Origin of the sequence: Variovorax sp. VNK109, assembly GCF_049445855.1 — a bacterium.
Taxonomy (GTDB): Bacteria; Pseudomonadota; Gammaproteobacteria; order Burkholderiales; family Burkholderiaceae_C; genus JAGOCV01.
In genome coordinates, this window is the sequence record NZ_JBMSDV010000003.1 from 195,001 (window position 1) to 221,447 (window position 26,447).

Consider the following 26,447-nt stretch of genomic DNA (forward strand, 5'->3'; position numbering starts at 1 on the left):
AAAGACATCAACCGAGATTCCGAAAGTAGTGGCGAGCGAAATCGGAGAAGCCTGTTAGTGATAGCACAAGACTTAGCGGAACAGCTTGGAAAGGCTGGCCATAGCGGGTGATAGCCCCGTACGCGAAAAGACCTGTGTGGTACTGAGCTAACGAAAAGTAGGGCGGGACACGTGAAATCCTGTCTGAATATGGGGGGACCATCCTCCAAGGCTAAATACTCATCATCGACCGATAGTGAACTAGTACCGTGAGGGAAAGGCGAAAAGAACCCCGGGAGGGGAGTGAAATAGATCCTGAAACCGCATGCTTACAAAAAGTCGGAGCCCGCAAGGGTGACGGCGTACCTTTTGTATAATGGGTCAGCGACTTACATTCAGTGGCAAGGTTAACCGTATAGGGTAGCCGTAGAGAAATCGAGTCCGAATAGGGCGTCCAGTCGCTGGGTGTAGACCCGAAACCAAGTGATCTATCCATGGCCAGGATGAAGGTGCCGTAACAGGTACTGGAGGTCCGAACCGACTAGTGTTGCAAAACTAGCGGATGAGCTGTGGATAGGGGTGAAAGGCTAAACAAACTTGGAAATAGCTGGTTCTCTCCGAAAACTATTTAGGTAGTGCCTCAAGTATTACCTTCGGGGGTAGAGCACTGTTTAGGCTAGGGGGTCATGGCGACTTACCAAACCTATGCAAACTCCGAATACCGAAGAGTACAGCTTGGGAGACAGAGCACCGGGTGCTAACGTCCGGACTCAAGAGGGAAACAACCCAGACCGCCAGCTAAGGTCCCTAAAATTGGCTAAGTGGGAAACGAAGTGGGAAGGCTAAAACAGTCAGGATGTTGGCTTAGAAGCAGCCATCATTTAAAGAAAGCGTAATAGCTCACTGATCGAGTCGTCCTGCGCGGAAGATGTAACGGGGCTAAGCCAGTTACCGAAGCTGCGGATTTGCACGCAAGTGCAAGTGGTAGGAGAGCGTTCTGTAAGCCTGTGAAGGTGGCTTGTAAAGGCTGCTGGAGGTATCAGAAGTGCGAATGCTGACATGAGTAGCGTTAAAGGGGGTGAAAAGCCCCCTCGCCGTAAGCGCAAGGTTTTCTACGCAACGTTCATCGGCGTAGAGTGAGTCGGCCCCTAAGGCGAGGCAGAGATGCGTAGCTGATGGGAAACAGGTCAATATTCCTGTACCGATGTGTAGTGCGATGTGGGGACGGAGAAGGTTAGCTCAGCCAACTGTTGGATATGTTGGTTCAAGCCTGTAGTCGTGCCTGGTAGGTAAATCCGCCGGGCTTAGATGAGGGGTGATAACGAGTCTGCTTGCAGACGAAGTGAGTGATACCCTGCTTCCAGGAAAAGCCACTAAGCTTCAGCTACACACGACCGTACCGCAAACCGACACTGGTGCGCGAGATGAGTATTCTAAGGCGCTTGAGAGAACTCAGGAGAAGGAACTCGGCAAATTGACACCGTAACTTCGGAAGAAGGTGTGCCTTTAGTAGGTGAAGTCCCTGCGGATGGAGCCCAATGAGGTTGCAAAAAATCGGTGGCTGCGACTGTTTAATAAAAACACAGCACTCTGCAAACACGAAAGTGGACGTATAGGGTGTGACGCCTGCCCGGTGCTGGAAGATTAAATGATGGGGTGCAAGCTCTTGATTGAAGTCCCAGTAAACGGCGGCCGTAACTATAACGGTCCTAAGGTAGCGAAATTCCTTGTCGGGTAAGTTCCGACCTGCACGAATGGCGTAACGATGGCCACACTGTCTCCTCCTGAGACTCAGCGAAGTTGAAATGTTTGTGATGATGCAATCTCCCCGCGGAAAGACGGAAAGACCCCATGAACCTTTACTGTAGCTTTGTATTGGACTTTGAACAGATCTGTGTAGGATAGGTGGGAGGCTTTGAAGTGCGGTCGCTAGATCGCATGGAGCCAACGTTGAAATACCACCCTGGTGTGTTTGAGGTTCTAACCTAGGTCCATTATCTGGATCGGGGACAGTGCATGGTAGGCAGTTTGACTGGGGCGGTCTCCTCCCAAAGTGTAACGGAGGAGTTCGAAGGTACGCTAGGTACGGTCGGACATCGTGCTAATAGTGCAATGGCATAAGCGTGCTTAACTGCGAGACTGACAAGTCGAGCAGATGCGAAAGCAGGACATAGTGATCCGGTGGTTCTGTATGGAAGGGCCATCGCTCAACGGATAAAAGGTACTCTGGGGATAACAGGCTGATACCGCCCAAGAGTTCATATCGACGGCGGTGTTTGGCACCTCGATGTCGGCTCATCTCATCCTGGGGCTGTAGCCGGTCCCAAGGGTATGGCTGTTCGCCATTTAAAGAGGTACGTGAGCTGGGTTTAAAACGTCGTGAGACAGTTTGGTCCCTATCTTCCGTGGGCGCTGCAGATTTGAGGAAGCCTGCTCCTAGTACGAGAGGACCGGAGTGGACACACCTCTGGTGTATCGGTTGTCACGCCAGTGGCATTGCCGAGTAGCTATGTGTGGAAGAGATAACCGCTGAAAGCATCTAAGCGGGAAACTCGTTTCAAGATGAGATCTGCCGGGGCCTTGAGCCCCCTAAAGAGTCGTTCAAGACCAGGACGTTGATAGGTCAGGTGTGGAAGCGCAGTAATGCGTTAAGCTAACTGATACTAATTGCTCGTGCGGCTTGACCCTATAACTTTGATCTCGAATCAAGGTTGTTATGCCAAGTGACGCAGTCAAATAAATGCTGATTTAGCTCTATGAATTGGTTGCCAAGACCATGGTCTTGGTGACGACAAGTTATGCCTGATGACCATAGCGAGGTGGTACCACTCCTTCCCATCCCGAACAGGACAGTGAAACGCCTCTGCGCCGATGATAGTGCGGATTCCCGTGTGAAAGTAGGACATCGTCAGGCTCTTACAGCCCGAAAGCCCGACCAGTTATCTGGTCGGGCTTTTGTTTTTGGTTGATCGATTTGCCTGAATTGGCAAGACGTCATTCAGACATTTCGAAGCATGGTCCCTTCGAGTTGTGCCGCTCCAGACTTCTGGAGGCTGTGGACCATATCGCCAATCCAGATGGACATACTTTTGCCGACCGCGTGGCGCGCGTGCAGGGTGCGCAGATACGGAACAGCAGCAGCCCATCTTTCAAAGCTCAAGTACTCGATCGATTGAAACTCGAGCAGCTTGAATTTCAGGAGTACCTTGGCTGCATGATTGGCATGCCGCAGCGGGTCTGCGGCAAACTGGGACAGTCGATGTCGTGCAATGGACAGTGCAGCGGAAATCCCGGTGAATGGAGCTCCGTGCCCTGGAATGATCAAGGCTGGATCGAGTGACTCGATCAAATCCAGCGTCGACGCGACTTCATCAAAACCCGGCTCGCCCAGCAGTTCGGGAAATATCACGCCGAATCCGCTTTCCCACAATGCATCTGCCGACAATAAAGTGCGCGATACCGGTTCGAACAGAATGATGGAGTGAGGGTCATGTCCTGGTGCCGCGTGCATCTCCCAATTCCGGCCCGCCAGCAAGATCGTTGAGCCAGCTTGAAGCAGTCCGCTGAACGAAAACCGCTCACAGTTCTGGCCTGTTGGCCGGTACGACAATGCCTCCTCGTCCCAGCGCGACACGGCATCTGCTTCTCCGGGAGGAATCCAGGTTTCAATTCCGGGGAATGCCGCTTGCAATGCAGCGTTTCCGCCGCAATGGTCGCTATGAAGATGTGTGTTCAGCAGCAGATCGAGCGGCCGACCATCCAATTCCTGCTGCACGAGCGCGACGGTCTGCGAGCGATGCGAAAAATATCCACTGTCGACCAACGCCGTCGAGTCGCTTCCTCTGAAGAGGATATTGTTCGCAGACAACCACCCCCGTTCGAAAACCTGAACGCCAGGGGGTAAAAGATCGGAGACCTTCACGATGAATGCCGGCGGCCGCTTTACTTTCCTGTCCTCAGCTCGCGCCGGAGGATTTTCCCGACGTTTGTCTTCGGCAGCTCATCGCGGAATTCAATGTACTTCGGTCGTTTGTACCCCGTCAGGTTCTGCGCGCAGTACTTCGCGACATCGTCTTCCGTGAGAATCGGATCGTTCTTCACGATGAAAACCTTGATCGCTTCGCCCTGCTTTTCGTCGGGGATACCGATGGCCGCGCACTCCACGACACCGGGGCAAAGCGAGATCACGTTCTCGAGTTCGTTGGGGAAGACATTGAAGCCGCTCACCAGGATCATGTCCTTCTTGCGGTCGACGATCCGGGTGTAGCCCTGCTCGTCCATGATGCCCACGTCGCCAGTGCGCATGAAGCCGTCCGCCGTGAATGCCTTGCTGGTTTCCTCCGGCTGGTTGTAGTAGCCCGTCATGACGTTCGGGCCCTTGATGCAGATCTCGCCGGAGCTGCCGACAGGCAATGATTTGCCGTCGTCATCCTTGATGGCGATTTCGATGCCGGGCAGAGGCAGGCCGATCGTCCCCGAAAACTTCGTGCTCGTCACCGGGTTGTTGGTGCCGATGGCGCAGGTCTCGCTCATGCCCCAGCCCTCGATCATCGGGCTGTGCGTCGTATCCAGCCAACTGCGCGCTGTACCTTCTGAAGCGGCCATGCCGCCGGCCTGGGAGACGCACAGCGAAGAGAAGTCCACGCTCTTGAATTGTGGGTGCTGCAGCAGCGCGTTGAACAATGTGTTCACGGCGGGCAGCATATGAAAAGGCCGCTTCTTCAGCGTTTCCACGAACTTGCCGAAGTCGCGCGGATTCGGAATCAGCGTCATGTGCGAGCCCCAGCGGATGCCGAGCAGGCACAGCGTGAGCGCGAAGATGTGATACAGCGGAAGCGCTGCAATGCTGTTCGTGCGGCTCACGTCACCCACGCGCTTGAGCGCGGGAGTGAACCACGCCTCGGCTTGCAGAATGGCTGCGACGATATTTCGATGCGTGAGCACCGCACCCTTCGACAAGCCCGTGGTCCCACCCGTGTACTGGAGGAAGGCAATGGAATCCAGACCTGTCTGGCTGGGCCTGAGCGGCAATCGAGATCCCTCCTCGAGGACCTGGTTGAACGTCGTCACGGTGCGCCCGTTGGCGAGTGGCAGCTTGTACGCCGGCACCATGCGCGCCAGATGGCGCACGGCAAAGCTGATCCACATGCCGAACCAGAAACCCAGCAGATCGCCCATCGATGCGACAACCACGTGCTTCACAGGCGTGCGCTCGATCACATCTTCCAGCGTGTGCGCGAAGTTCTCCAGGATGACGATGGCTGTCGCACCCGAATCCTTGAGCTGGTGCTCGAGTTCGCGTGCGGTGTAGAGCGGATTCACGTTCACGCAGGTGAATCCGGCGCGCAGGATGCCCGCCATCGTCACGGCGAATTGCGGCACGTTCGGCAGCATGATGGCCACGCGTGCGCCCGGTTCGAGCCCCAGGTTCTGCAGCCAGGCACCGAGCGCTTCCGAGAGTTCGTCGAGCTGCCGGTAGCTCATCCAGCGGTCCATGCAGACCGAGAACGGGTTGGCCGCGTTCTTGCGGAACGACTCCTCCAGCAGATGGACCAGCGATCTGTATTGCCCCGGGTCCACGTCGTGCGGCACACCCTCGGGGTAGCTCGCGAGCCAGAACTTTTCCATGCGCAACTCCTTTGCGGACATTGTGGGAGGGGCCGGGGGCCGGGTGTTACCGGGCTTGTCCTAGGGTTGCGTCCTGCGTCGTCCCGCAGGCGACAATGGCGCCTCATGCTTGCCCGTCTCCAACAGTTCGTCACCCTGTCCTCGCTGCTCGCTTCGGCGCTGTGGCTGGCGTACTGGTGGGAGCGGTCTGCATTCGCGGCTGCTGCCGGCGTCATGGCGATCCTTTTCGGATATGCATTCTTCCTGGCCATCGAGTTCGTCCTCATGCAGCGCGTGAACCGGGCCGATCCGGCTCCCCGCGCTTCATGGTCAGAAGTCCTCCGCGCCTGGTGGCTGGAGACGACAACGGCACCCGCCGTTTTCTGCTGGCGCCAGCCATTCTTCAGCCAGGCGGTGCCCGACCATCTGCCGGATCCCGCCTCGGCCGGTCGTCGTGGCGTGGTCCTCGTGCATGGCTTCGTGTGCAACCGCGGGTTCTGGACGCCGTGGCTTCAACGGCTGCGCTCGGACGGCGTACCTTTTGCAGCCGTCAGCCTGGAGCCGGTATTCGGCGACATTGACGATTACGTGCCCATCGTCGAGGCGGCCGTCCAGAAAGTGACGCAGGCCACCGGGCTGCCCCCCATCCTCATCTGCCACAGCATGGGTGGGCTTGCGGCGCGCGCGTGGATGCGCACGCACGACGGCGATACGCGCGCCGCCCACGTCATCACCATCGGTTCTCCGCACAACGGAACCTGGATGGGCCGCTTCGGCCATGCACCCAGCGGCCGCCAGATGTGCGAGGCGAGCGACTGGCTATGCATGCTGCGCGACGCCGAACCACCCGCCCGCCGCAGCTTGTTCACCTGCTGGTACTCGAATTGCGACAACATCGTGTTTCCCGCCTCCACGGCGAAACTGGAGGGCGCGGACAACATCTTCCTACCCGGCGCGCCACACGTCGGCATGGCATTCCATCCCCGCGTGATTGAGCACGCCCTGGGGAAAATCCGCGCGCAGTAAGATATCAAGACGCTACGCAGTTTGTTACAGCTGCATGGACATGTGCGTTGCATGATCGTGGCGCCGGAACAGATACAGAAGGACATGCAATGCCCCTGATCGTCGTGATGGAAGACGACGCCGGGACTCGGATGCTCGTGGCATCCGTGCTCAAGAAAGACGGGTACGACGTACTCACGGCAGAAAACGGTGCGCAAGGACTGAGGATCGTCGAGGAATCGAAGCCCGCGCTGGTCATCAGCGACGTGCAGATGCCCGAGATGAACGGCTTCGAGATGCTCGCTGCCGTACGCGCCAACGCCGCCATCGCCTCCACGCCCGTCATCCTGCTCACGTCGCTGCAGGAGCGCGCCCATATGCGCCAGGGCATGAACACCGGCGCGGACGACTACATCACCAAGCCGTTCCATCCTGCCGAACTGCGTGAAGCCGCCAAGGCCCAGTTGAACCGGCGGGAGATGAACCGCGCCATGCAGAGCCTGGCGGTGGACACGGCCGTACAGACCGCGCTGAGCGAGCAGAAGCTCAAGCTGGTGCGCCTCTACGAACGTCGCCTGTTCAAGGAGCTGAGTGAACGCTGGCCCACCGGTGATGGCGCGGCGGGGGACGAGCGCTTCAGCAGCGCGACCGTGTTGTTCGTCGACATGCCGCATTACGCGACCATGGCACAGAAGCTCAGCAGCGAAGAGCTCAGTGACCTGGTGCGCAAGTTCTACGGGAGCGTCGGCGACACGGTCCATCTCTTCGGCGCGCGACACATGCAGTTCATCGGCGACGGCTTGCTCACGGTCTTCGTCGACAGCACGGACACGAAGTCGGTCAACCATGGCCTGCGTGCAGCACGCGCCGCACTCGGCCTCATCGATTCCGCCACACGCATGCGCCATTACCAGGCCACGCAGTTTCCTGACCGGGACCTGCCGCGCTTCGAGGTGAACGTGGCGCTGCATACCGGGCCGGTCACGCTGGCGCATCTGCACGATCCGCTGCACGGCGCAGCCGCGCAGACGCTGCCGGTGGGCGACGCGGTGGTCGCAACCATGCAGTTGCAGAAGCAGGCCCATTCGATGGGCTGGACCATCGCAGCCAGTGTGCCGATGCTGCGCGGCGTCACCGGCGCGGTGAAGACCGGCAACCGCGCGCTCATCAACTTGCCCGGTCGCGCCGCGCCGCTCGATGCGGCCGAGCTGATCAGCCTGGCGGCCTGATCCGGACATGCGTCTCTTTTCCTTGCGCAAACTGCTGGGTGCGGCATTGCTGCTGCTCGCCCTCGTGCCTGCCGTGCTTGTGGCCGTGGTCATGTCCCGCGGCGGCGCGCGCGCGGTTGAAGATCTCGCCGGGCAGATCCTGTCCAACGTCGCGTTGCGTGTGCAAGGCGAGACAGAGAACCACCTGCAGCAGGCGCACTCTGCGCTGAACGCCATCGTGCCCGCGCGCATGTCGCCAAGGCAGCAGGAGCTCGCGCGTCGCTGGCTTCGCGACAGCTCGGCGTTCGAGCCGATGGCCTTCGCCGTCACGCGCCAATGGCCCGATGTGCCCTCGCTCTACTTCGCCAACATGCGCGGCGAATACTTCCTCGTCCAGAAAGCGCCGGAGGGCGTGCGCGTTGCGCATCGCCTGCCCGACGGTGAAGGGCGCCGGGTCTGGCTGGCGCAGGCCAGTGGCGATCGAAGCCGACCGCTCGGCGAGGAAATCGCCAACTTCGAGCCGCGCACGCGTTCCTGGTACCAGGAGGCGCTGAAGTCGCAGGAGCGCGTATTCACATCGCCGCAGGTCGACCCGTCCGGCCGCGAACTGGTCGTGACGCTGTCGCAACCGGTGTACGACCCCGATGGCGGCGCGGCAGGTGTGTTTGCCGTCGACCTGCATCTCCGGCAACTGGACAACATGCTGCGGACGCAGCGCATCAGCTCGCGTGGCGCGGCATTCATCGTCGACGAGCAGGGGCGATTGCTGGCCAGCTCTGCCGGCGACCCGCTGTTCTTTCGCGCGAGCGCCAACGAATGGCAGCGTCGCACGCCGGCGACCAGCGCCAACCCGGTGATCCGCGCCGCCTACGCCGGGTTCGAAAACCTGCGCGCTGCGCGCAGCGCCGACACGGTGGCCGATGACACGGCCTTGCAGCGCATCCCGTTCCAGGGTGGTGACGGTGGCCCGCTGATGATGGTGCAGCGCCCGTTCGGCCAGATGCTCGGCTTGCGCTGGACGCTCGTGGTGGCCGCACCCGAGTCCGATTTCACGGCGACCACGCGTGCCGCGTTGCACGCTTCGCTCGGCGTGATTGCTGCGCTCGTTGCCGCCGGGGTGTTGCTGGCCGTGTTGATCGCCCAGGTGGTCGGACGCCGTGTGAAGCGGCTAAGCGCAGCGGCTGAGCAGATCGGGCGTGGAGAAGTACCCGAGGTGGACGGGAAGACCCGTATCGCCGAAGTCAGCAAGCTGTCGCATGTGCTGCACGACAGCGCGAAGCAGTTGCAGACGTACCGCGCGCAGGTGGAATCGGATGCGCGCGCTCTGCAGCGCGCCAACGAAACGCTGGAAGACCGCGTGGAGCAGCGCACCGCCGAACTCGCTGCATCGCGCGAGGAAGCGCTGGCTGCCGCGCATGCCAAAGCCGCTTTCCTGGCCACCATGAGCCATGAGATACGAACGCCGCTCAATGGTGTGGTCGGCATGAGCACGCTGCTGGCCGAGACATCGCTCGATGCCGAGCAGCGTGACTACCTGCAGACCATCCGCCTGTCCAGCGACCAGCTGCTCGCGGTGATCAACGACATCCTGGATTTCTCCAAGATCGAGTCCGGCAAGCTCGACCTCGAAGCCGAACCGCTGAGCCTGCGTGGCGCAGTCGAAGAGGCATGCGACATCGCCGCGCCCCGGGCCCGTGAGAAAGGGCTCGAGCTCATCATCGACGTGCCGATTGCCAGCACGGGGCCCGATGCCGGCCCGGACGCTGTGCCGGAGGCCGTTGCAGGAGATGTCACGCGATTGCGCCAGGTGCTGATCAACCTGATCAACAACGCCGTGAAATTCACCGAGCACGGCGAAGTGTCGGTGCATGTGCGCAGCCTCGGCACGTTGCCGGACGGACGCGTGCAGCTGGAATTCCGCGTCAGTGACACCGGCATCGGCATCCCGCCCGATCGCGCCAGTGCACTGTTCGAGGCGTTCACGCAGGCCGATGTGTCCACGACGCGGAAGTACGGCGGCACCGGACTGGGGCTGGCGATCTGCAAGCGCCTCGTCGAACTGATGGGAGGGCGCATCGGCGTCGAAAGCGAGCCGGGGCGCGGTTCGACGTTCTGGTTCACCTTGCCTGCGGCCATCGCGCAGATGGCCCCGGCTGTCAGCCCGGCCCAGGTCGGCATGCTGCGCGGCAGCCGCGTGCTGGTGGTGGACGACCATGCGACCAACGTACGCATCCTCACGCGGCAGCTGCAGTTGTGGGGCATGGACGTGTCGTCGGCCGACTCGGGCGGCGGTGCGCTCGAATGGATGAGCCTGCAGACGGTGCTGCCCGACCTCATCATCACCGACATGCATATGCCGGGCATGGACGGGGTGACGCTCGCACGCACGCTGCGCGCCAACGACGCGTGGCGCACCGTGCCGCTCGTGCTGTTGAGCTCGGGCTTCATGCCTTCGGGGGACGACAGTGCGCGGCTTTTCAATGCACGCCTGCTCAAGCCGGCGCGGCAGAACCAGTTGTTCGACACGCTGGCACGCTGCGTGTCCGGCGAAGTCGGCAGTGGCATCGCTTCGCCCGGCAGCCTGCTGACCGACGTGCGCAAGAACATTCCCATCCTCGTGGCCGATGACAACGCCGTGAATTTGAAAGTCGCGAGCGCCATGGTGCTCCGACTCGGCTACGACGTCGTGACCGCAGTCGATGGACGCGAAGCGGTGGAAGCGGTCAATCGCGCGCGTCGCGACGGCCCCGCGCTCGGCGCAGTGCTGATGGACGTGAGCATGCCCAACATCGACGGCCTGGAAGCGACGGGCCTGATCCAGGCGGCTTGGGGCGACGACGCGCCGCCCATCATCGCGCTGACCGCCGCAGCGTCTGCCGAAGACCGCGCGCGCTGCATTGCGGCAGGCATGGACGATTACCTCACCAAGCCGCTTCAGGTGGCGGCACTGGCGGTTGCGCTGGAAAAGTGGGTGCGCGCGGATATCGCGGCGGCCGGCACTGCTGCGTCGCAGTCTTCCGGTGGGCCGCCCGATGCTCCGGATGCAACGCCCGACAACGGTTCCGGGCCCGGCGGATCTCCGGAGCCTGTCATCGTCGACTTCAGCCGGCTGGAGGAATTCCGCGAGTTCGACGATGAGTCACTGGCCATGACGCGCGAAGTCGTTTCGCTGTTCAAGAGCGATGCGCCAGGCCGGCTCGATGCCATCGACGCTGCCGTGGCGGCGGCCGATGCGCCGGCGCTGTCGCGTGCGGCGCATGCGCTCAAGGGCGCATGCAGCAATGTGGGCGCGATCGCGATGCTGGCCATTTGCACCAGTCTGGAGTCCGATGCACGTGACGGTGTCATGCCGCACGGCGCAGCAGAACGTGCCGCCATCCTGCACGCGCTGTGGCCGCAGACACAGTCCCTGCTGGAAGGCTGGCTGCCGCCGGGCTGATCGCCCACCGCCTTCGAGTTTCGGATCGAGCCGCCGGGCGTGCAAACCCCGGCGGCTTTTTCTTGGCATGCTTGTTGCGTCCGATCTTGTGTACATGTTTGGATTCACAAGAGTGGTGCAGTTTCCTGCCCAGTGTGGTGCCGGCATGACCCCTTCTCTTCAACCATTGCAGGAGCGTTCCATGAGCAAGGCAGATACCCCCGTCACCGCCAGCAGCGCGGTTGCATCCGAGGCATCCACGGTCATCAACAAGGGCGCGACGCGCCGCCGGCTGCTGCAGGGTGCTGCGTCGGTCACGGCACTGGGCGTCATGGGCGCGCCCGCCATCGTCAATGCGCAGGGCGCACCGAAAATCCGCGTCGGCTTCTGGCCTGTCGCTGCAGGCCTGCCGTTCTTCGCAGCGGTGGAGCGTGGCTTCTTCAAGGAAGCGGGACTCGACGTCGAGCCGCTCAAGTTCGCGGGCGCGCAGCAGGTCATGGAGGCCATGCTCTCCGGTCGAGGCGATGGCAGTTCCAACGGAACCGGCTCTGCCAACCTTGCCATCGGCGAGATTGCTCAACCCGGCCTCTTCAAGATCTTCTGCACCAACCCGAGCAACGCCAAGTTCGTGCTGGAAGAATTCCTCGTGCCCAAGGACAGCCCGGTCAAGACCGTGGCCGATCTCAAGGGCAAGCGCGTCGCATCCGGCCCCGGCATCCAGAACGTGACGCTGGCCAAGACGATGCTCGAGCGCGCAGGCGCGGGCCCGATGAACGTGACCGAACTGCCGATCGGCCAGCACGTCGCTGCGCTTGCGGCCGGCCAGATCGATGCTGCCTATACGCTGGAACCCACCGGCACCATCGGCCGCCTCAACGGCACCACCCGCGTGCTCGAAGCCGGTGTCGTGGCCCACTACATCCTCGGCGACCCGATGGCCCCGTGGCATGGCGGCGCGGCCAGCCTCACGACGGAGTTCATCAAGAAGAACCCGGAGATCTCGAAGAAGTACATCGCCGCCTACGCCAAGGGTGTCGATTTCGTGCGCAAGCAGCCGGGCGAGGCACGTCAGTACATGAAGGGTTACACCGCCATCGAAGGGGCGCTGACCAATGAAGTGCCGCTGGCTTCGTACATGATGTACAACGAATTCAAGGCCAGTGACGCGGCCTACTTCCAGAAGTTCTACGACCTGTTCACCGAGAAAGGCATCTTCGAGAAGAAGGTCGTGGTGGATGGCCTGCTCTACAAGGGCTGAGCATCATGGCCGACGCCACGACGACTCCTCCTTCCGGTGCTGCCACCGGCACGCCGTGGGCGCCGCCTGCGGCTGCCCCCACCAGCGCGCCGCCGAAGACACCGTTCATGCAGCGCATGCTGCCCGCCATCGGGCCGATCGCGCTCTTCATCATCTGGGATCTCGTGGTGCGGCTGGGCTTCATCAAGCCCATCCTGCTGCCAGCCCCGGCCGACACCGTCGCCACGCTCATCACCGGACTGGCTGGTGGGCCCCTGCTCTCCGACTTCATGGTCACGGTGTGGCGCACGGTGCAGGCCTTCCTCATTGCCGCCATCGTCGGCATGCCGCTGGGCGTGCTGCTGGGCAGCAACGAGAAGGCGTACCGCAGCGTCGAGTTCCTGATCGACTTCTTCCGCTCCACGCCTTCGTCTGCGCTGATCCCGCTGTTCCTGATGATCTTCGGCACCTCCGACGTCAACAAGGTGGCGATCGCGGCCTTCGGTGCGTTGCTCATCGTCGTGTTCAACAGCGCCTACGGTGTCATCAACGCGCGCAAGCAGCGTGTGATGGCGGCGAAAGTGATGGGCGCAACGCGCTGGCAGACCTTCCGTGACGTGCTGGTGTGGGAGAGCCTGCAACCGAGCTTCGTCGGCCTGCGTTCGGCCGTGTCGATGGCGCTCGTGATCGTGATCGTCGCGGAGATGTTCATCGGCGCCGACTCGGGCCTGGGCAACCGCATCATCAATTCGCAGCAGGTGCTGAATGTGAAGAGCATGTACGCGTCCATCCTCGCCGCCGGTGCGCTGGGCTATGCGCTCAACGTGCTGTTCCTGCTGCTGGAACGCAAGATCGTCCATTGGTCCGGGAGGTAACGCCATGTCCGCTGTCCTGAACGCGCCTGTGTTCGCCGATGTGCCCGCGCCGAAATTCGCGCCCGGCCCGGCCGGCACGCACATCACCATCCGTGGCCTGACCAAGTACTTCGCGGGCTGGCCGCTGTACGAGAACTTCGACCTGGACATCCCGAAGCACAAGATCGTTTCGGTCTTCGGGCCCAACGGTTGCGGCAAGAGCACGCTCATCAACATGATCGCGGGGCTGATTCCCATCGACTCGGGTGAAATCCTGTTCGACGGCAAGAGCCTCAAGGACACGAAGATCGGCTACGTCTTCCAGAACTACCGCGAGGCGATGTTCCCGTGGATGCGCACCATCGACAACATCGCGTATCCGCTCAAGCTGGAAGGCCGCTCCAAGGCGGAAGTCGATCGCCGCATGGAAGAACTCGTGGCGAGCTTCGACGTGAAGTTCGACCTGCGACGCTATCCGTATGAGCTCTCGGGGGGCCAGCAGCAGACGGCGTCGATCATGCGCGCGCTTGCACCCAACCCGGAAGTGCTGTTCCTCGATGAACCCTTCTCCGCACTCGACTTCGAGATGACGCTGTTCATCCGCGAGAAGCTGCAGGAAGTGTTCATGAAGACCGGCACCACCATGCTGCTGGTGTCGCACGACCTCGAGGAGGCGGTGTATCTCGCCGACCAGGTCTTGCTGCTGACCAAGCGTCCCACCAAGGTGGCCGAGATCCTGAGCTACGACGACCCGCGTCCGCGCACGGTGGAAACGCTGTCACAGCCCAGCTTCGTGAATGCCAAGAAGCTGAGCCTGGAGATCTTCCAGCGCGAAGTGCGGCGCTGAAAGGGATTCCGGCTCAGGCCGGAATCTCTTCCAGCTGCTTCACCCGCTCGTACACCGGCGTGAAGTCTGGCGCCGTCATTTCGAACAACTGCTCGAAGCTGTCGATGACGAAGTAGGTGCTCTGGAACGTGTCGATCTTGTAGCGGCTGCGCATCACACGCTCCAGCGACAGCGGCACACGCTTCGGTTCGGGGCTGGTCACGCTGTAGCGCAGCTCGCCCGAAGAACTCAGGATGCCCGCACCGTAGGCGCGCAGGCCTTCCGGCTGGCGGATCAACCCGAACTCGATCGTGTACCAGTACAGGCGGCTCAGCAGTTCGCACGCATCGAGCGAGTCGGCCTTGAGACCGCCCGCGCCGTAGCGTTGCACATAGTCCGCAAACACCGGATTGAACAGCAGCGGCACATGGCCGAACAGGTCATGGAAGATGTCCGGCTCGACGATGTAGTCGAACTCTTCCGGCTTGCGGATCCAGTCCGTCACCGGGAACTTGCGGTTGGCCAGCAGCGTGAAGAACGGCACTTCGGGTATCAGCCCCGGCACGCCGACCAACTCCCACTTCGTCGCCTTGTACAGGCGCTCGTTCACTTCGTCGAAGCGTGGAATGCGGTCCACCGCGCCGAGCGATGGCAGCATGCGGATGAACTCATCCGCTGCGAGGCCCGGCAGCAGCGCGCTCTGGCGTTCGTACAGGCGCCGGTAGGTGTCGTGGTCCGCCGGCGTGTAGGCGTCGTAGTCCTGCGCGCAGGTGTAGTCCGCCCCTGCGCGCGAGTAGTCGCCGCGCGGCGGGCGATCGCTCGCGCCATAAACAACCGGTTCGACCGCCATGCTCAGACCTTCGCTTCGAGCACGCCCCGGCGGATCTGGTCGAGCTCGATGCTCTCGAACAGCGCCTTGAAGTTGCCGTTGCCGAAACCGTCGTCGCCCTTGCGCTGGATGAACTCGAAGAAGATCGGGCCCAGCTGGTTCTCGCTGAAGATCTGCAGCAGCAGCGCGCCCGCCTTGCCGTCGACCAGGATCTTGCGCTTGAAAAGTTCGTCCACGGGCTCGCCATGACCCGGAATGCGCTTGTCGATCAGCTCGTAGTAGGTGTCGATGGTGTCCAGCAGCTTCACGCCCTTGCCGCGCAGCTTGTCGACCGTCTTGTAGAGGTCGTCCGAGCCCATGGCGATGTGCTGGATGCCTTCACCCTTGTACATGTCCAGGTACTCCTGGATCTGGCCGGCCTTTTCCTTGCCCTCTTCGTTGATCGGGATGCGGATCTTGCCGCAGGGGCTGGTCATCGCCTTGCTCTTCACGCCGGTCACCTGCCCTTCGATGTCGAAGTACTTGATCTCGCGGAAGTTGAACAGGTGTTCGTAGAACCCGGCCCATTCGTTCATGCGGCCGCGGTGAACGTTGTGCGTGAGGTGGTCGATGTAGGTGAGGCCGTTGCCTTCGGGCGCGAGCGCTTCCTCTGCGGTCAGGCCGGGCAGGGCTTCGAAGTCCACGTCATAGAAGCCGATGTTGCCGATGTCGCCCGGTTGCGCACCGTTCTTGCCGCGCCAGCGGTCCACGAGGTAGATCAGGCTGTCGCCGATGCCCTTGATCGCAGGAATGTTCAGTTCGCCCGGGCCGGCCTTGTCGGCATAGCCCCAGGCACCCAGCGAGACGGCGCGCTCGTAGGCGAACTTGGCGTCCTGCACGCGGAAGGCGATGGCGCAGACGCTCGGGCCGTGCGCGCGTGCGAAGCGCTGCGCGAAGGAATCCGGCTCGGCGTTGATGATGAAGTTGATCGTGCCCTGGCGGTACAGCGTCACATCCTTGTGGCGGTGCTTCGCGACGGGGCGGAAGCCCATGCGTTCGAAGACTTCGCCCATCGCCTTCGGGTCCGGCGCCGCGTATTCGATGAACTCGAATCCGTCGGTGCCCATGGGGTTGTCCCAGGTCTTGAATTCTTCGGTGGCCTGTGCGGCGAGAGGTGCGTTCATCGAGGGTCTCCTGTGCAGATTCGTCCACTGTAGTGGGCGTGGCCCTCACTTTTTCTGCAAGTTCAGGCGCGTGGCTTGAGTAAAACGCAAGAAATATGCAAAATTCGCCGAATGGAAGCACTCGACAAGCTGGATCGCCTGATTTTGCGCAGTCTGCAGGCAGATGGACGGGCCACTTACGACCAGGTGGCCGAAGCGGTCAATCTCTCACCCAGCGCGGTGCTGCGCCGTGTCAAGCGGCTGGAGGAATCAGGGGTGATCGACCGCTACGTCGCGCTGGTCAAGCCCGAGTCGGTCGGCCTGGGTCTGACCGCATACATCAATGTGCGTCTGGAAAAGCACACCGAAAGCCACAAGCGCAACCCCATGGACCTGTTCCGCGCCGCCGTGCAGACCTGGCCCGAAGTGGTCGAGTGCGCCGCGCTGACCGGTGACATGGACTACCTGCTGCGCGTCGTCATGGCCGACATGGCGCACTACAGCCGCTTCATCATGGACACGCTGCTCAAGCACCCCAGCGTGCAGGACTGCAAGACCAGTTTCGTGCTCGACCGTGTGAAGGCGACGACGGCCGTGCCGGTCTGAGCCCGGTCTGACGCCCGACTGACGGTCGCTGGGAAAGCCTCTCCAAAGGTGACAATGTGCCTTGGGAATCTTGGGGTAAACCCTTATATTCGAGCCATGGTCGACACACGCAAGCTCTTCAAGGCGTCGCTCAGCGCCGGGCGGGAGTTCCTGCGCGCCCCGTCGATCAGCTCGGTCAGCCGGATCCTGGACAAAGGTACGGCGGAGCACCTGTCTCCTGTGCTCGTGCCCATCCGCTCCATCGGCCCCAACCAGCGCGAACGCGTGGCCGTGCACCTGCTGGCGCTGACCGCGCAGGACCGCTATTTGCGTTTCGGTTATGCGGCCAATGACGAACAGATCCTCCGCTATGTGGATTCGCTCGACTTCGGGCGCGACGAAATCTTCGGCATCTTCAATCGCCGCCTCGACATCATCGCCATGGCGCACCTGGCCTTCACGGATGAGCCGGGGCCTGACGACTTCGCCGAATTCGGCGTGTCGGTGCTCACCGCCGCGCGCGGACGTGGCTATGGCTCGCGGCTGTTCGAGCGTGCGGCCATGCACGCGCGCAACCAGGGCGTCGATCGCCTGCTCATCCATGCGCTGAGCGAGAACGCGGCCATGTTGCAGATCGCCCGCAAGGCCGGCGCGACGGTGGAGCGCGATGGCGCAGAGTCCGAGGCGTTGCTGCGGCTGGCCGAGCCTACGCTCGACACCCGCATGGCGGAAATCGTGGAGCAGCAGTTCGCCGAGATGGACTACAAGCTCAAGGTCCAGTCCAAGCAGTTCTGGGATTTCGTCACCAATTTCCAGGAAGTGCGTCGCGGCATGCGCGCCGCGCGGCGCAAATCGGGCGCCTGAGGGTTGCATCTGCGGGGCATGGCCTCGCCGTCACGCCAATCCGTTATCCTTGCGTTTCCCCAACTCCGCACTGCTGCAGTGTCCGACCCTCATCCTGAACGCCATGCTCCTGAAAAGGAGGACAAGCGCTCCTTCCTGCAAAAACTGGCCGAGTTCATTCACCGCGGCCCCGATTCGCGGGACGAACTGATCGAAACCCTCGCCGAGGCCGAAGACAACGACGTCATCGGCGCCGAATCGCGCGTGATGCTCGAAGGCGTGATCCGCATGGCCGACATGACGGCCGGCGACGTGATGGTGGCCGCGCCGCGCATGGACCTGATCAACATCGACTCGGCCTACGACGACATGCTGCATCTGGTCATCGACACCGCGCACTCGCGCTTTCCGGTGTATGAGGGCGAGAAGGAAAACATCATCGGCATCCTGCTCGCGAAGGACCTGCTCAAGCTGCAGCGCGCGCCGGAGCTCAACATCCGCGCGCTGCTGCGCCCGGCGGTGTTCGTGCCCGAGAGCAAGGGCCTGAACGACCTGCTGCGCGAATTCCGCGGCAACCGCAACCACCTGGCCATCGTCATCGACGAGTTCGGACGTGTGGCCGGCCTCATCACCATCGAGGACGTGCTGGAGCAGATCGTCGGCGAGATCGAGGATGAATTCGACATCGCCGAGGACGAAGGCGACATCTTCGGCCTGGCCGACCGCACCTACCGCGTGAGCGGCGACACGCCGATCGAACGTGTGAACGAAGCCTTCGGCGTGAAGCTCGCCAGCGACCCCGACGACGAGCTCGAACGCGAGTTCGACACCATCGGTGGCCTCATCGCGCACGAGATGGGCCACGTGCCCAAGCGCGGCGAGTTCACCACGCTCCAAGGGCTGAACTTCGTCGTGTTGCACACGCGCGGTGGCGCAGTGAAGTGGTTCAAGGTCTCGCCCGCGAGCCAGGACGACGCGACGGGCTGATGCGCACCGACGGCGCCGTCTCCCGCAACTTCTTCGTGCTGGCAGCGATCGTCGCACTCGCGGGGCTCGGGCAGGCGGCCTCCATCGCATCGCCGTGGGACGGGCAGCCGCAGTGGTGGCTGCAGATCGCGTCGCTCGCGGTGCTGGCGGTCTGCGTCCAGCGCGAATCTTCCGTGCGACGCGCTTTCGCATTCGGCTGGTTGTTTGCCACGGCCTGGCTGTGCGGCACCTTCTGGTGGCTCTTCATTTCCATGCACACCTATGGCGGCATGGCTGCCCCGCTGGCGGCCGTGGCCGTGCTTGCGCTGGCGGCTGCGCTCTCGCTGTACTACGCGCTGGCCTGTGCGGCCTTCGTGCGTGTCGCCGGCGCGGCATGGTGGATGCGCGCAGGGCTGTTTGCATCGCTCTGGCTGCTGGCGGAACTGCTGCGCGGCCACTGGTTCACAGGTTTCCCGTGGGGCGCGGGAGGCTACGCGCATGTGGACGGGCCGCTGGCGCCGCTGGCACCGCTCGTGGGCGTGTACGGCATCGACTTCGTCGGTGCGCTGCTGTCATTTGCGATTGCATTCGCGCTGGTGCGTGGGCCGCGTGCCACGCGCGCATTGCCCGTCGCGCTGGGGGTGTTGCTCGTCGCGGCGCTGCAGTTCACGGGCGACGACGCGACACTGGATGCGCAGGACGGTCGCAACACCGGCACGCTGCAGGTGGCGCTGCTGCAGGGCAACATCCCGCAGGACGAAAAATTCCAGCCCGGCACCGGTGTGCCGCTGGCACTTGCCTGGTATGCGGCACGACTGGGCTCCACCGACGCACCGCTCGTCATCGCGCCCGAGACCGCGTTGCCGCTGCTGCCGCGTGCGCTGCCCGAGGGGTACTGGCGCGGCATCCAGTCGCAGTTCGCCAGCGGCCAGCGCGCCGCGCTGATCGGCGTGCCGCTGGGCAGCGTGGAGGACGGCTATTCGAACTCCGTGGTCGGCCTGCGCGCCGGTGCACCGGACTACCGCTATGACAAGCACCACCTCGTGCCCTTCGGCGAGTTCGTGCCGTCGCTGTTCCGCTGGTTCACGAACCTGATGAACATCCCGCTGGGTGATTTCGCCCGCGGTGCTGCATCGCAAGCACCGTTCGAGTGGCAGGGCCAGCGGCTCATGCCCAACATCTGCTACGAGGATCTGTTCGGCGAGGAAATCGCCGTGCACTTCGCCGACGGCAAACCGGCGCCGACCGTGCTGGTGAACGTCAGCAACATCGGCTGGTTCGGCAACTCGATTGCCATCGACCAGCACCTGCACATCTCGCGCATGCGCTCGCTGGAGTTCGCGCGGCCGATGCTGCGTGCCACGAACACGGGTGCCACAGCCATCATCGATCACCGCGGCGAGGTGTTGCAGCTGCTGCCGCGCCACACACGCGGCGTGCTGATGGGTGAAGTGCAGGGCCGGTCGGGCCGCACCGCCTATGCCGCGTGGGCTTCGCGCTTCGGTTTGTGGCCGCTGTGGGCGCTGGCGCTTGTTCCGCTGCTGCTGTCGCTGTTCATGCAGGTTGCACTGCGCGCGCGTCCTTCCGCCGCCACCACATCGCGCAGGTAAGCCCGCTCACGATGTGCCAGATGCCCCAGAGGCTGGCCACGATCACCATGCCCAGGTCGCTGCCGAACTGCACGGCGATGATGCCCAGTGCGAGCCCCGAGTTCTGCATGCCGCCCTCGATCATCACGGCGCGGCGGTCGCGTTCGCTCACGCGCATGGCCCGGGCGGTGACATAGCCGAAGAACAAGCCGCAAGCGTTGTGCACCACCACGATTGCCAGCGTGGGCAGCAGGCCGAGCGTCAGCAGTTGCCGCTCCTTCACGAGGCCGAGCACGATGAACGCGAACAGCGCGAACAGCGAGAAGTTCGCCAGCGGCTTCTGGATGAGCTTCGTCACCAGCGGCATGCGATGTGCGAACAGCAGGCCGAGCGCCATGGGAATCGCCAGCAGCACCAGCAGGCTGATCCAGATGTCCGACGCGTCGATCGACAGCGTGCGCAGCCACGAAGCCGTATCCGGATTCGCGGCCACCATCCAGCTGAAATTGAACGGCGTGGCGAACAGGGCGATGACGCTGGCCACGGCCGACACGCTGACCGACAGCGCCGTGTTGCCGCGCCCGAAGTGCGTGATGACATTGCTGAGGCTGCCACCCGGGCAGGCGGCCACGAGGATCATCGCGGCCTCGACGTTCGCTGGAAGGTCCAGCACCATCGTCGCCGCCCAGGTGCCGATGGGCAACAGGATGAATTGCGGGATGAGGCCGCAGATGACGGCACGCGGCGTCTGCGCGACACGGCGGAAATCGTCCACCCTGAGTTCGAGCGCGACCGAGAACACCATGGTGGCCAGCACCAGGCTCAGGACCAGTTGTTGTGTCGTCATCGTTGTCTCCTGCCGGCCATGATAGGTGCGGCGGGAGACCGATGGCCTCGGGGTTGCTACGGGTGTCCGGCCGTTATTTCGGCAGGTAAAGCGTCGCTTCGACTTCGATGAGCACTTCGTCGCCGGGCAGGAAGCGGTTCACTTCGACCACGGTGCTGACCGGCGGTTCGCCCGGAAAGAACAGGCCGCGCACACGGTTGTACGGCGCGTAGTGATGCAGGTGGCGGAAGTACTGCACCAGCCGAGCGGTGCTGTCCATCGTGCCGCCGTGATCTGCCGCCAACTGGCGGATGCGCTCCAGCACGAACCAGCTCTGCGCGACGATGGGCGCTTCGAAAACGTCCACGCTCATCTGACCGGTGTCGTAGCCGACCGATCGCAGCGCCACACGCGCGGCGTCGGGCAGGTCTTCGTAACCCTTCACTGCCGACTTCGTCGCGGGGTTGACCGCGACTACGCCACTCAGGAACACGAAGTCACCAGCGCGCCTGGCGGCGGCGTATTTCGCCATGGGCTGGCCCATGCTGTCGGCCGGTGTGCGGGTCATGTGTTTTTCCAGGTCCGCATCTTGCCGGGGTTGAGCAGGCCTTGCGGATCGAAGCGCTTCTTCGTCTCGATGATCTCGGGCGCGAGTTCACCCTGCGCCTTGCCGTCTTCCAGGTGGTAGACGTGCGGGTTGTTGATGCGCACGCCGTTGGCCCGGAAGATGTCGATGATCTCGTTGAGCCGCTCGGGTGTCGTGTAGCGCACCAGCTGCAGCGCGCTGCAGGTCACCTCGCCCGTCATCGTGCGCAGGAACTCGGCGTGCAGCAGTACCTCGCCGTCCTTGCCGCCGAGCAGTTTCTCCATCAGGCGCACCTGCTCCAGATGCTGCCCCGGTGTGAACGAGCTTTGCAGGTAGGTCAGCGTCTTGTCGACCTTCAGCGCGTTGAGCGTCGTGTGGTTCCACGCGTATTCGATGATGGTGCGGCGCGTGGCCTTCACCTCGGCGGCGGTCTGGCGGTAGGTGACCTTGCCGCCGTAGCGCTGCACGTACTCGAGCATCGGCTGCTCGCACGATTCGGCCACCACCAGCAGCGCAGCATGGCAACCGGGTTCGAGGTGATCGGCCAGCGTCGTCATGTAGTCCGGCACGGGGCAGGCGAGCAGGCCGACCTCCTTCTTCAGGATGCCGGGCGCGCGCGCGATGACGTCGCTGAATTCCAGTGCCTTGTCGAAGTCGTCGAACACGACGACGCTCTCCAGCCAGTCATGGGCCGGTGCGAGGCCGACTTCGATTTCCAGCACGAGGCCGTTGGTGCCGTAGACGTGGTGCATGGCCAAGGCCTCGGCACCGCGCAGCTCGACGAAGTTCGGCTCCGGCTCGATGGTGATGGCGCGCACGCCCAGCACGTTGCCCGGGCACGCGAGCGGGCCCCAGGTGATCGAACCCGCGCCGCCGAAGCCGCCACCGAACAGGCCGCCCAGGGTCGCGCTGCGGAAGGTGGAGGGGATGCACCGCAGCTCCCAGCCCTTGGCCTGCGCTTCCTTGTCGAATTCCGAGAGCCGGATACCGGCTTGCGCGCGGCCCACGCCGTCCTTCGCCCAGAGGAATGCGTTGTAGCCGCTCATGTCCATCAGCAAGCCACCCTGCAGCGGCACGGCCTGGCCGTAATTGCCGGTGCCACCACCACGCACTGTGATCGGTATGCGCAGCCGCGCGCAGGCGGCGACGAGCTGGCGGATTTCTTCCTCGTTGCGAGGCTTGGCGACGATGTCGGCGCGCTTGCCGTTGAGCTCGCCCTTGAGCACAGGGCTGAACCACGAGAAGTCCTGCGAGAGGCGCGTCACGCGCGGCGTATCGGTGATCCAGTCGATGTCGGGCAGCGACATGTGCAACTGCTCGATGGGGGATGCGGGAGCGTTCATATCAGTCTTGTGAGAGTTCGCTGGCATGCCATGAACCGAGCGCCAGCCTCGTGAGCCATGCCATCAGCACGAACAGCGCGACGCCGGTCAGCGAAATCAGCAGCAGCGCGGCGAACATGCGCGGGATGTTGAGCTGGTAGCCAGCCATGAGGATCTGGTAGGCCAGGCCTGTGCCGGTACCGCCGGTGCCGGCGACGAATTCGGCCACCACCGCGCCGATCAGCGCGAGGCCGCTGGAAATGCGCAGGCCGCCGAAGAAATAGGGCAGTGCGCTCGGGATGCGCAGGCGCATCAGCGTCTGCCAGCGCGTCGCGCGGTTCATGCGGAAATAGCTCTGCAGGTCCGGATCCACGCTGCGCAGGCCGAGCGTGGTGTTGGAGATGATGGGAAACAGCGCCACCAGCGCCGCGCACACCACGAGCGACGCAGTGGGGTTCTTCACCCAGATGATGATCAGCGGCGCGACGGCGACGATCGGCGTCACCTGCAGCAGCACGGCGTAGGGGAACAGCGCGGTCTCGATGATGCGGCTCTGCACGAAAAGGAACGAGATCAGCACACCGATGACCACGGCGGCGATGAACGACAGCACGGTGATCTTGAGCGTGACCATCAGTGCCGTGCCCAGCGCGCTCCAGTCGGTGAACAAGGTCTTCATCATCAGCACGGGCGACGGCACGAGATAGGGCGGCAATTCCCAACCCACGACCATGCCCTGCCACGCGCCGAGCAGCACGATGGCCACGAGCACCGGGAACAGCACGCGCTGGACGCGCGGTTGCTGGAACAGCGGAATTTTCCGGACCGCAGGGGTCGTGCTCATGACGCGACCTCCTCGTCGGTGTTCTGGCTGGCGCGGTGCAGGCTGTCCTGCAACTGGCGCGCGTACTTCGCGAACCCGGGCGTGACCATGAATTCAGGTTTGCGGGGATACGGTTCGTCGATGCGGAACTCTTCCACGATGCGGCCCGGGCGCGCGGCCATCATCACCACGCGCGTGGAGAGGAAGACGGCTTCATGGATCGAGTGCGTCACGAAGACGACGGTGAGGTTCTTCTTGCGCCAGAGTTCGAGCAGGTCCGCGTCGAGCTTGTGGCGGGTGATTTCGTCGAGCGCGCCGAAGGGCTCGTCCATCAGCAGAAGCGTGGGTTCGACGACGAGCCCGCGCGCGATGGACACGCGCATCTGCATGCCGCCCGACAACGCGCGGGGCAATGCGGATGCGAACTTCGACAGGCCGACGAGCGCGAGCGCATCGGCCACGCGCGCGTCGGCTTCAGCGCGCGGCACGCCGGCCAGGTCCAGTGGCAGGCGCACATTGGTCTGCACGCTGGCCCAGGGCATGAGCGTGGGCGACTGGAACACGAACGCCATCTTCTTCGCGCTGCCGGCGTCGGCCAGCTGCGCCACCGGCTTGCGCCAGAGCAGCAGCCGTCCGTCCGTGGGCTCCAGCAGGCCCGCCACCATCTTCAGCAGCGTGCTCTTGCCGCAGCCCGACGGGCCCAGCAGCGTGACGAATTCGCCCTCGCCGATGGTGAGGTCCACCGGCTGCAGGGCCACCGTGCCGTTCGGGTAGGTCTTCTGCGCGGAGAGGACCTCGATGGCCGGGATGGCGTTCGTGGTTTCAGTCGTCATGCGCATGACCTCAGGGCAGGACCTTGGCGTCCTTGATGAAGTCGAGGCGGTAGGCCTTGGCGATGTCCACCTTCGCGGGGTCGATGAATTTCTGGCTGACCAGGAAGTCGTAGTTCGCCTTCATGCGCGCTTCGGTCATGATGCCGATGCCGCCCTTGGCTGCGTCACCCGAACCGACGATGCCCATTTCCTTCAGCTTGGCCACGCTGTGCGCCAGCTGGTCGTCGGTCATGTTCGGGTTGTCCTTCTTGATCAGCTCGTTGCCCGGTGCGGGGTTGGCCAGGTAGCTCTTCCAGCCTTCGGCGGACGCCTTCACGAAATCGGACACGGCCTTGGTGCGGTCGGCCACGGTCTTCTCCATGCAGGAGATCGTGGTGGCGTAGGACGGGTAGCCCTGGTCGGCCAGCAGGAAGACATTGGTCTTGGCGCCGGCCTTCTGGATCGCGTACGGTTCGGACGTGAGGTAACCCTGCTGCACGGCGTTCTTGTTGGCGAGGAAGGGCTGGATGTTGAAGGTGTAGGGCTTGGTCTGCGCGTCGGTCAGGCCGAACTTCGACTTCACCCAGGCCCAGTAGCCTTGCTGCGCGCTGGCGGCGATGAAGATGTCCTTGCCCTTCATGTCTTCCATCGACTTCACGTCTTCGTGCGCGATGAGCACCTGCGGGTCTTTCTGGAAGATGGCGGCGAGCGTCACGACCGGCAGGCCGTTGTCACGCGCGCGCATCATCTGCAGGTCGCTCGAACCCATGATGCAGTCGGCCTGGCCGGCACCCATGATCTGCAGGATGTTGACCTGCGGGCCGCCCATCTTCACGGTCACGTCCAGGCCGTATTTCTTGTAGATGCCCGTGGCGACCGCCTGGTAGAAGCCGCCGTGTTCGGCCTGCGCGTACCAGTTGGTCATGTAGGTGAACTTTTCCTGCGCGTGCGCGCCGGTCGCGGCCAGGCCGAGGACGGTGGCGCCCACGGCGAGGGCGATGCGGGAAGAAAGGAAGTGATGCAGCTTCATGCGGAGGCTCCTGGAAGGGTCAGACAAATCAGTCAGGGAAGGGAACGGGAAAAACCGTTAGCAAAAGACGGGCCGTGGACAGGGTGCGGCCGGACTCATTGCAGCGTCTGCTGGATGTGGCCGGTTTCGTGGCCGCGGCCCCATGTGGGTTCCTCGCGCACCAGCCACTGCAGGTGGTAGAGCTCGGTGAGCGCCTGCACCCAGCTGTCGGCCAGCGTGTCGAGGATTTCCTCGCCCTGCTCGCGCGTGGCCGAGGTGGGGTCGCCGATCACGCCGCTCGGGCCGAAGTCGCGCGAGGTCCAGGCGCAGGCGGGGCGGCCGTCGGCCGACAGCAGCTTGATGGGGAATGCAGGCGGGAAGTTGGCGACCGCGCGGTCCATGTGCACCGTGTCCGGTGCGAGTGCGAGCATCAGCGCGGTCTCGGAATGACCGGCGTGCATGGACAGCCTCTTCTCCTGTTCGCTTACCTGCTTGCTCGACGCATTGGGCAGGCGCGACACACCGTAGGGCACGATGACGAAGTCGCCGTGGCGCAGGCGCAGTTCGCGCGCGGCCATCTCCAGCACCTGTGGCTGTCCGCCGTGGCCGTTGGCCAGCAGCAGCTTGCGGAAGCCCGAGCGGTACACCGACTCGCCGATCTCGATGATGGTGGACAGCAGCGTCGTTCCGGTCAGAGTCATCGTGCCGGGAAAGTGCAGGTGTTCTTCCGATTTGCCGTAGGTGATGGTCGGCATCGCGAACGCGCGGATCTCGGCGGGAAGGCGTTCGAGCGCCTTGCCGATCACGCCTGACGCGATGACGCTGTCCACCGAACACGGCAGGTGCGGGCCATGCTGCTCGATCGCGCCGCACGGCAGCACGATCACGGTGTTCTCGCGGTCGGGCAGCGTGTTGATCTCGGGCCAGCTCAGGTAGGGCAGGAAGCGGTGGGGCGGGATGTAGCCGTGCAGCATGGTGATG

The 26,447-nt window shown here is 63.2% G+C and carries 21 protein-coding genes and 2 rRNA genes (1 of these 23 running past the window's edge); 12 read left to right on the top strand and 11 right to left on the bottom strand.

Features of this window, described 5'->3' with window-relative positions:
• Positions 1-2,667: ribosomal RNA gene (locus ACO2Q9_RS12015) — 23S ribosomal RNA — on the top strand (it extends 208 nt beyond the left edge of the window).
• Between the two features lie 113 nt (positions 2,668-2,780).
• Positions 2,781-2,893: ribosomal RNA gene (rrf, locus tag ACO2Q9_RS12020) — 5S ribosomal RNA — on the top strand.
• An 84-nt stretch (positions 2,894-2,977) separates the two neighbouring features.
• On the opposite strand, the gene ACO2Q9_RS12025 is transcribed toward rrf, so the two are convergent.
• Positions 2,978-3,904 (bottom strand): MBL fold metallo-hydrolase, encoded by a 927-nt coding sequence (locus ACO2Q9_RS12025; RefSeq protein WP_423312473.1) that lies wholly within the window; start codon positions 3,902-3,904, stop codon positions 2,978-2,980.
• A 17-nt stretch (positions 3,905-3,921) separates the two neighbouring features.
• Complete coding sequence (locus ACO2Q9_RS12030; protein ID WP_423311610.1) at positions 3,922-5,607, bottom strand: AMP-binding protein; 1,686 nt, start codon at positions 5,605-5,607, stop codon at positions 3,922-3,924.
• 105 nt (positions 5,608-5,712) lie between these two features.
• Between ACO2Q9_RS12030 and ACO2Q9_RS12035 the strand changes: the two genes are divergently transcribed.
• The 6 genes from ACO2Q9_RS12035 to ACO2Q9_RS12060 all read left to right on the top strand — a co-directional run bounded on the left by ACO2Q9_RS12035 (position 5,713) and on the right by ACO2Q9_RS12060 (position 14,155).
• Positions 5,713-6,612, top strand: a complete 900-nt coding sequence (locus ACO2Q9_RS12035; protein ID WP_423311612.1) for an esterase/lipase family protein — start codon at positions 5,713-5,715, stop codon at positions 6,610-6,612.
• Between the two features lie 89 nt (positions 6,613-6,701).
• Positions 6,702-7,820, top strand: a complete 1,119-nt coding sequence (locus tag ACO2Q9_RS12040; protein WP_423311616.1) for a response regulator — start codon at positions 6,702-6,704, stop codon at positions 7,818-7,820.
• Between the two features lie 7 nt (positions 7,821-7,827).
• Positions 7,828-11,238: a response regulator gene (locus ACO2Q9_RS12045; protein ID WP_423311619.1), complete on the top strand. Its 3,411-nt coding sequence runs from the start codon at positions 7,828-7,830 to the stop codon at positions 11,236-11,238.
• 181 nt (positions 11,239-11,419) lie between these two features.
• The gene (locus tag ACO2Q9_RS12050) at positions 11,420-12,475 is read left to right on the top strand and encodes an ABC transporter substrate-binding protein (protein WP_423311621.1); all 1,056 of its coding nucleotides are present in this window, start codon (positions 11,420-11,422) and stop codon (positions 12,473-12,475) included.
• A 5-nt stretch (positions 12,476-12,480) separates the two neighbouring features.
• Positions 12,481-13,329 carry an ABC transporter permease gene (locus ACO2Q9_RS12055; protein WP_423311623.1) on the top strand — a complete coding sequence of 283 codons (849 nt, stop codon included), beginning with the start codon at positions 12,481-12,483 and terminating at the stop codon, positions 13,327-13,329.
• A 4-nt stretch (positions 13,330-13,333) separates the two neighbouring features.
• A complete protein-coding gene (locus ACO2Q9_RS12060) occupies positions 13,334-14,155 on the top strand; it encodes an ABC transporter ATP-binding protein (RefSeq protein WP_423311625.1) in 822 nt (273 codons plus the stop codon).
• 13 nt (positions 14,156-14,168) lie between these two features.
• Here the strand turns inward: ACO2Q9_RS12060 and phhA are convergent, their stop codons facing one another.
• Positions 14,169-14,984 (bottom strand): phenylalanine 4-monooxygenase, encoded by an 816-nt coding sequence (gene phhA / locus ACO2Q9_RS12065; RefSeq protein WP_423311626.1) that lies wholly within the window; start codon positions 14,982-14,984, stop codon positions 14,169-14,171.
• Positions 14,985-14,986: 2 nt separating this feature from the next.
• Complete coding sequence (hppD, locus tag ACO2Q9_RS12070; protein ID WP_423311627.1) at positions 14,987-16,126, bottom strand: 4-hydroxyphenylpyruvate dioxygenase; 1,140 nt, start codon at positions 16,124-16,126, stop codon at positions 14,987-14,989.
• Between the two features lie 111 nt (positions 16,127-16,237).
• On the opposite strand from hppD, the gene ACO2Q9_RS12075 reads away from it, so the two are divergent.
• From ACO2Q9_RS12075 to lnt, 4 genes are all read left to right on the top strand, one after another.
• Complete coding sequence (locus ACO2Q9_RS12075; RefSeq protein ID WP_423311629.1) at positions 16,238-16,711, top strand: Lrp/AsnC family transcriptional regulator; 474 nt, start codon at positions 16,238-16,240, stop codon at positions 16,709-16,711.
• A gap of 96 nt (positions 16,712-16,807) precedes the next feature.
• Positions 16,808-17,554, top strand: coding sequence for a GNAT family N-acetyltransferase (locus tag ACO2Q9_RS12080; protein WP_423311631.1), 747 nt, complete (start codon positions 16,808-16,810; stop codon positions 17,552-17,554).
• A gap of 78 nt (positions 17,555-17,632) precedes the next feature.
• Entirely contained in the window at positions 17,633-18,520 is an 888-nt protein-coding gene (locus ACO2Q9_RS12085; RefSeq protein ID WP_423311633.1) for an HlyC/CorC family transporter, read from the top strand.
• Positions 18,520-20,109 carry an apolipoprotein N-acyltransferase gene (lnt, locus tag ACO2Q9_RS12090; RefSeq protein WP_423311635.1) on the top strand — a complete coding sequence of 530 codons (1,590 nt, stop codon included), beginning with the start codon at positions 18,520-18,522 and terminating at the stop codon, positions 20,107-20,109. The genes ACO2Q9_RS12085 and lnt overlap by 1 nt, the downstream gene beginning before the upstream one ends.
• Here the strand turns inward: lnt and ACO2Q9_RS12095 are convergent.
• From ACO2Q9_RS12095 to ACO2Q9_RS12125, 7 genes are all read right to left on the bottom strand, one after another.
• Complete coding sequence (locus ACO2Q9_RS12095; protein ID WP_423311637.1) at positions 20,054-20,935, bottom strand: bile acid:sodium symporter family protein; 882 nt, start codon at positions 20,933-20,935, stop codon at positions 20,054-20,056. The genes lnt and ACO2Q9_RS12095 overlap by 56 nt on opposite strands.
• A 73-nt stretch (positions 20,936-21,008) precedes the next feature.
• Entirely contained in the window at positions 21,009-21,482 is a 474-nt protein-coding gene (locus ACO2Q9_RS12100; protein WP_423311639.1) for a RidA family protein, read from the bottom strand.
• Positions 21,479-22,843: an FAD-binding oxidoreductase gene (locus tag ACO2Q9_RS12105; protein WP_423311641.1), complete on the bottom strand. Its 1,365-nt coding sequence runs from the start codon at positions 22,841-22,843 to the stop codon at positions 21,479-21,481. The genes ACO2Q9_RS12100 and ACO2Q9_RS12105 overlap by 4 nt, the downstream gene beginning before the upstream one ends.
• Position 22,844: 1 nt before the next feature.
• Positions 22,845-23,666, bottom strand: a complete 822-nt coding sequence (locus ACO2Q9_RS12110; RefSeq protein WP_423311643.1) for an ABC transporter permease — start codon at positions 23,664-23,666, stop codon at positions 22,845-22,847.
• Positions 23,663-24,478 (bottom strand): ABC transporter ATP-binding protein, encoded by an 816-nt coding sequence (locus tag ACO2Q9_RS12115; protein ID WP_423311645.1) that lies wholly within the window; start codon positions 24,476-24,478, stop codon positions 23,663-23,665. The genes ACO2Q9_RS12110 and ACO2Q9_RS12115 overlap by 4 nt, the downstream gene beginning before the upstream one ends.
• Positions 24,479-24,488: 10 nt before the next feature.
• On the bottom strand, positions 24,489-25,487 hold the full coding sequence (locus ACO2Q9_RS12120) for an ABC transporter substrate-binding protein (RefSeq protein WP_423311647.1): 999 nt from the start codon (positions 25,485-25,487) through the stop codon (positions 24,489-24,491).
• Between the two features lie 95 nt (positions 25,488-25,582).
• Complete coding sequence (locus ACO2Q9_RS12125) at positions 25,583-26,440, bottom strand: creatininase family protein (RefSeq protein ID WP_423311649.1); 858 nt, start codon at positions 26,438-26,440, stop codon at positions 25,583-25,585.
• Between the last annotated feature and the right edge of the window lie 7 nt (positions 26,441-26,447).

What these genes read in the sequence shown, in the direction of transcription:
- hppD (WP_423311627.1), bottom strand. Translation starts at nt 16,126, where the DNA reads ATGAACGCACCTCTCGCCGCACAGGCCACCGAAGAATTCAAGACCTGG.
- ACO2Q9_RS12040 (WP_423311616.1), top strand. Translation starts at nt 6,702, where the DNA reads ATGCCCCTGATCGTCGTGATGGAAGACGACGCCGGGACTCGGATGCTC.
- phhA (WP_423311626.1), bottom strand. Translation starts at nt 14,984, where the DNA reads ATGGCGGTCGAACCGGTTGTTTATGGCGCGAGCGATCGCCCGCCGCGC.
- ACO2Q9_RS12045 (WP_423311619.1), top strand. Translation starts at nt 7,828, where the DNA reads ATGCGTCTCTTTTCCTTGCGCAAACTGCTGGGTGCGGCATTGCTGCTG.
- ACO2Q9_RS12115 (WP_423311645.1), bottom strand. Translation starts at nt 24,478, where the DNA reads ATGACGACTGAAACCACGAACGCCATCCCGGCCATCGAGGTCCTCTCC.
- ACO2Q9_RS12055 (WP_423311623.1), top strand. Translation starts at nt 12,481, where the DNA reads ATGGCCGACGCCACGACGACTCCTCCTTCCGGTGCTGCCACCGGCACG.
- ACO2Q9_RS12125 (WP_423311649.1), bottom strand. Translation starts at nt 26,440, where the DNA reads ATGCTGCACGGCTACATCCCGCCCCACCGCTTCCTGCCCTACCTGAGC.
- lnt (WP_423311635.1), top strand. Translation starts at nt 18,520, where the DNA reads ATGCGCACCGACGGCGCCGTCTCCCGCAACTTCTTCGTGCTGGCAGCG.
- ACO2Q9_RS12105 (WP_423311641.1), bottom strand. Translation starts at nt 22,843, where the DNA reads ATGAACGCTCCCGCATCCCCCATCGAGCAGTTGCACATGTCGCTGCCC.
- ACO2Q9_RS12100 (WP_423311639.1), bottom strand. Translation starts at nt 21,482, where the DNA reads ATGACCCGCACACCGGCCGACAGCATGGGCCAGCCCATGGCGAAATAC.
- ACO2Q9_RS12075 (WP_423311629.1), top strand. Translation starts at nt 16,238, where the DNA reads ATGGAAGCACTCGACAAGCTGGATCGCCTGATTTTGCGCAGTCTGCAG.
- ACO2Q9_RS12120 (WP_423311647.1), bottom strand. Translation starts at nt 25,487, where the DNA reads ATGAAGCTGCATCACTTCCTTTCTTCCCGCATCGCCCTCGCCGTGGGC.
- ACO2Q9_RS12095 (WP_423311637.1), bottom strand. Translation starts at nt 20,935, where the DNA reads ATGACGACACAACAACTGGTCCTGAGCCTGGTGCTGGCCACCATGGTG.
- ACO2Q9_RS12080 (WP_423311631.1), top strand. Translation starts at nt 16,808, where the DNA reads ATGGTCGACACACGCAAGCTCTTCAAGGCGTCGCTCAGCGCCGGGCGG.
- ACO2Q9_RS12035 (WP_423311612.1), top strand. Translation starts at nt 5,713, where the DNA reads ATGCTTGCCCGTCTCCAACAGTTCGTCACCCTGTCCTCGCTGCTCGCT.
- ACO2Q9_RS12060 (WP_423311625.1), top strand. Translation starts at nt 13,334, where the DNA reads ATGTCCGCTGTCCTGAACGCGCCTGTGTTCGCCGATGTGCCCGCGCCG.
- ACO2Q9_RS12030 (WP_423311610.1), bottom strand. Translation starts at nt 5,607, where the DNA reads ATGGAAAAGTTCTGGCTCGCGAGCTACCCCGAGGGTGTGCCGCACGAC.
- ACO2Q9_RS12110 (WP_423311643.1), bottom strand. Translation starts at nt 23,666, where the DNA reads ATGAGCACGACCCCTGCGGTCCGGAAAATTCCGCTGTTCCAGCAACCG.
- ACO2Q9_RS12050 (WP_423311621.1), top strand. Translation starts at nt 11,420, where the DNA reads ATGAGCAAGGCAGATACCCCCGTCACCGCCAGCAGCGCGGTTGCATCC.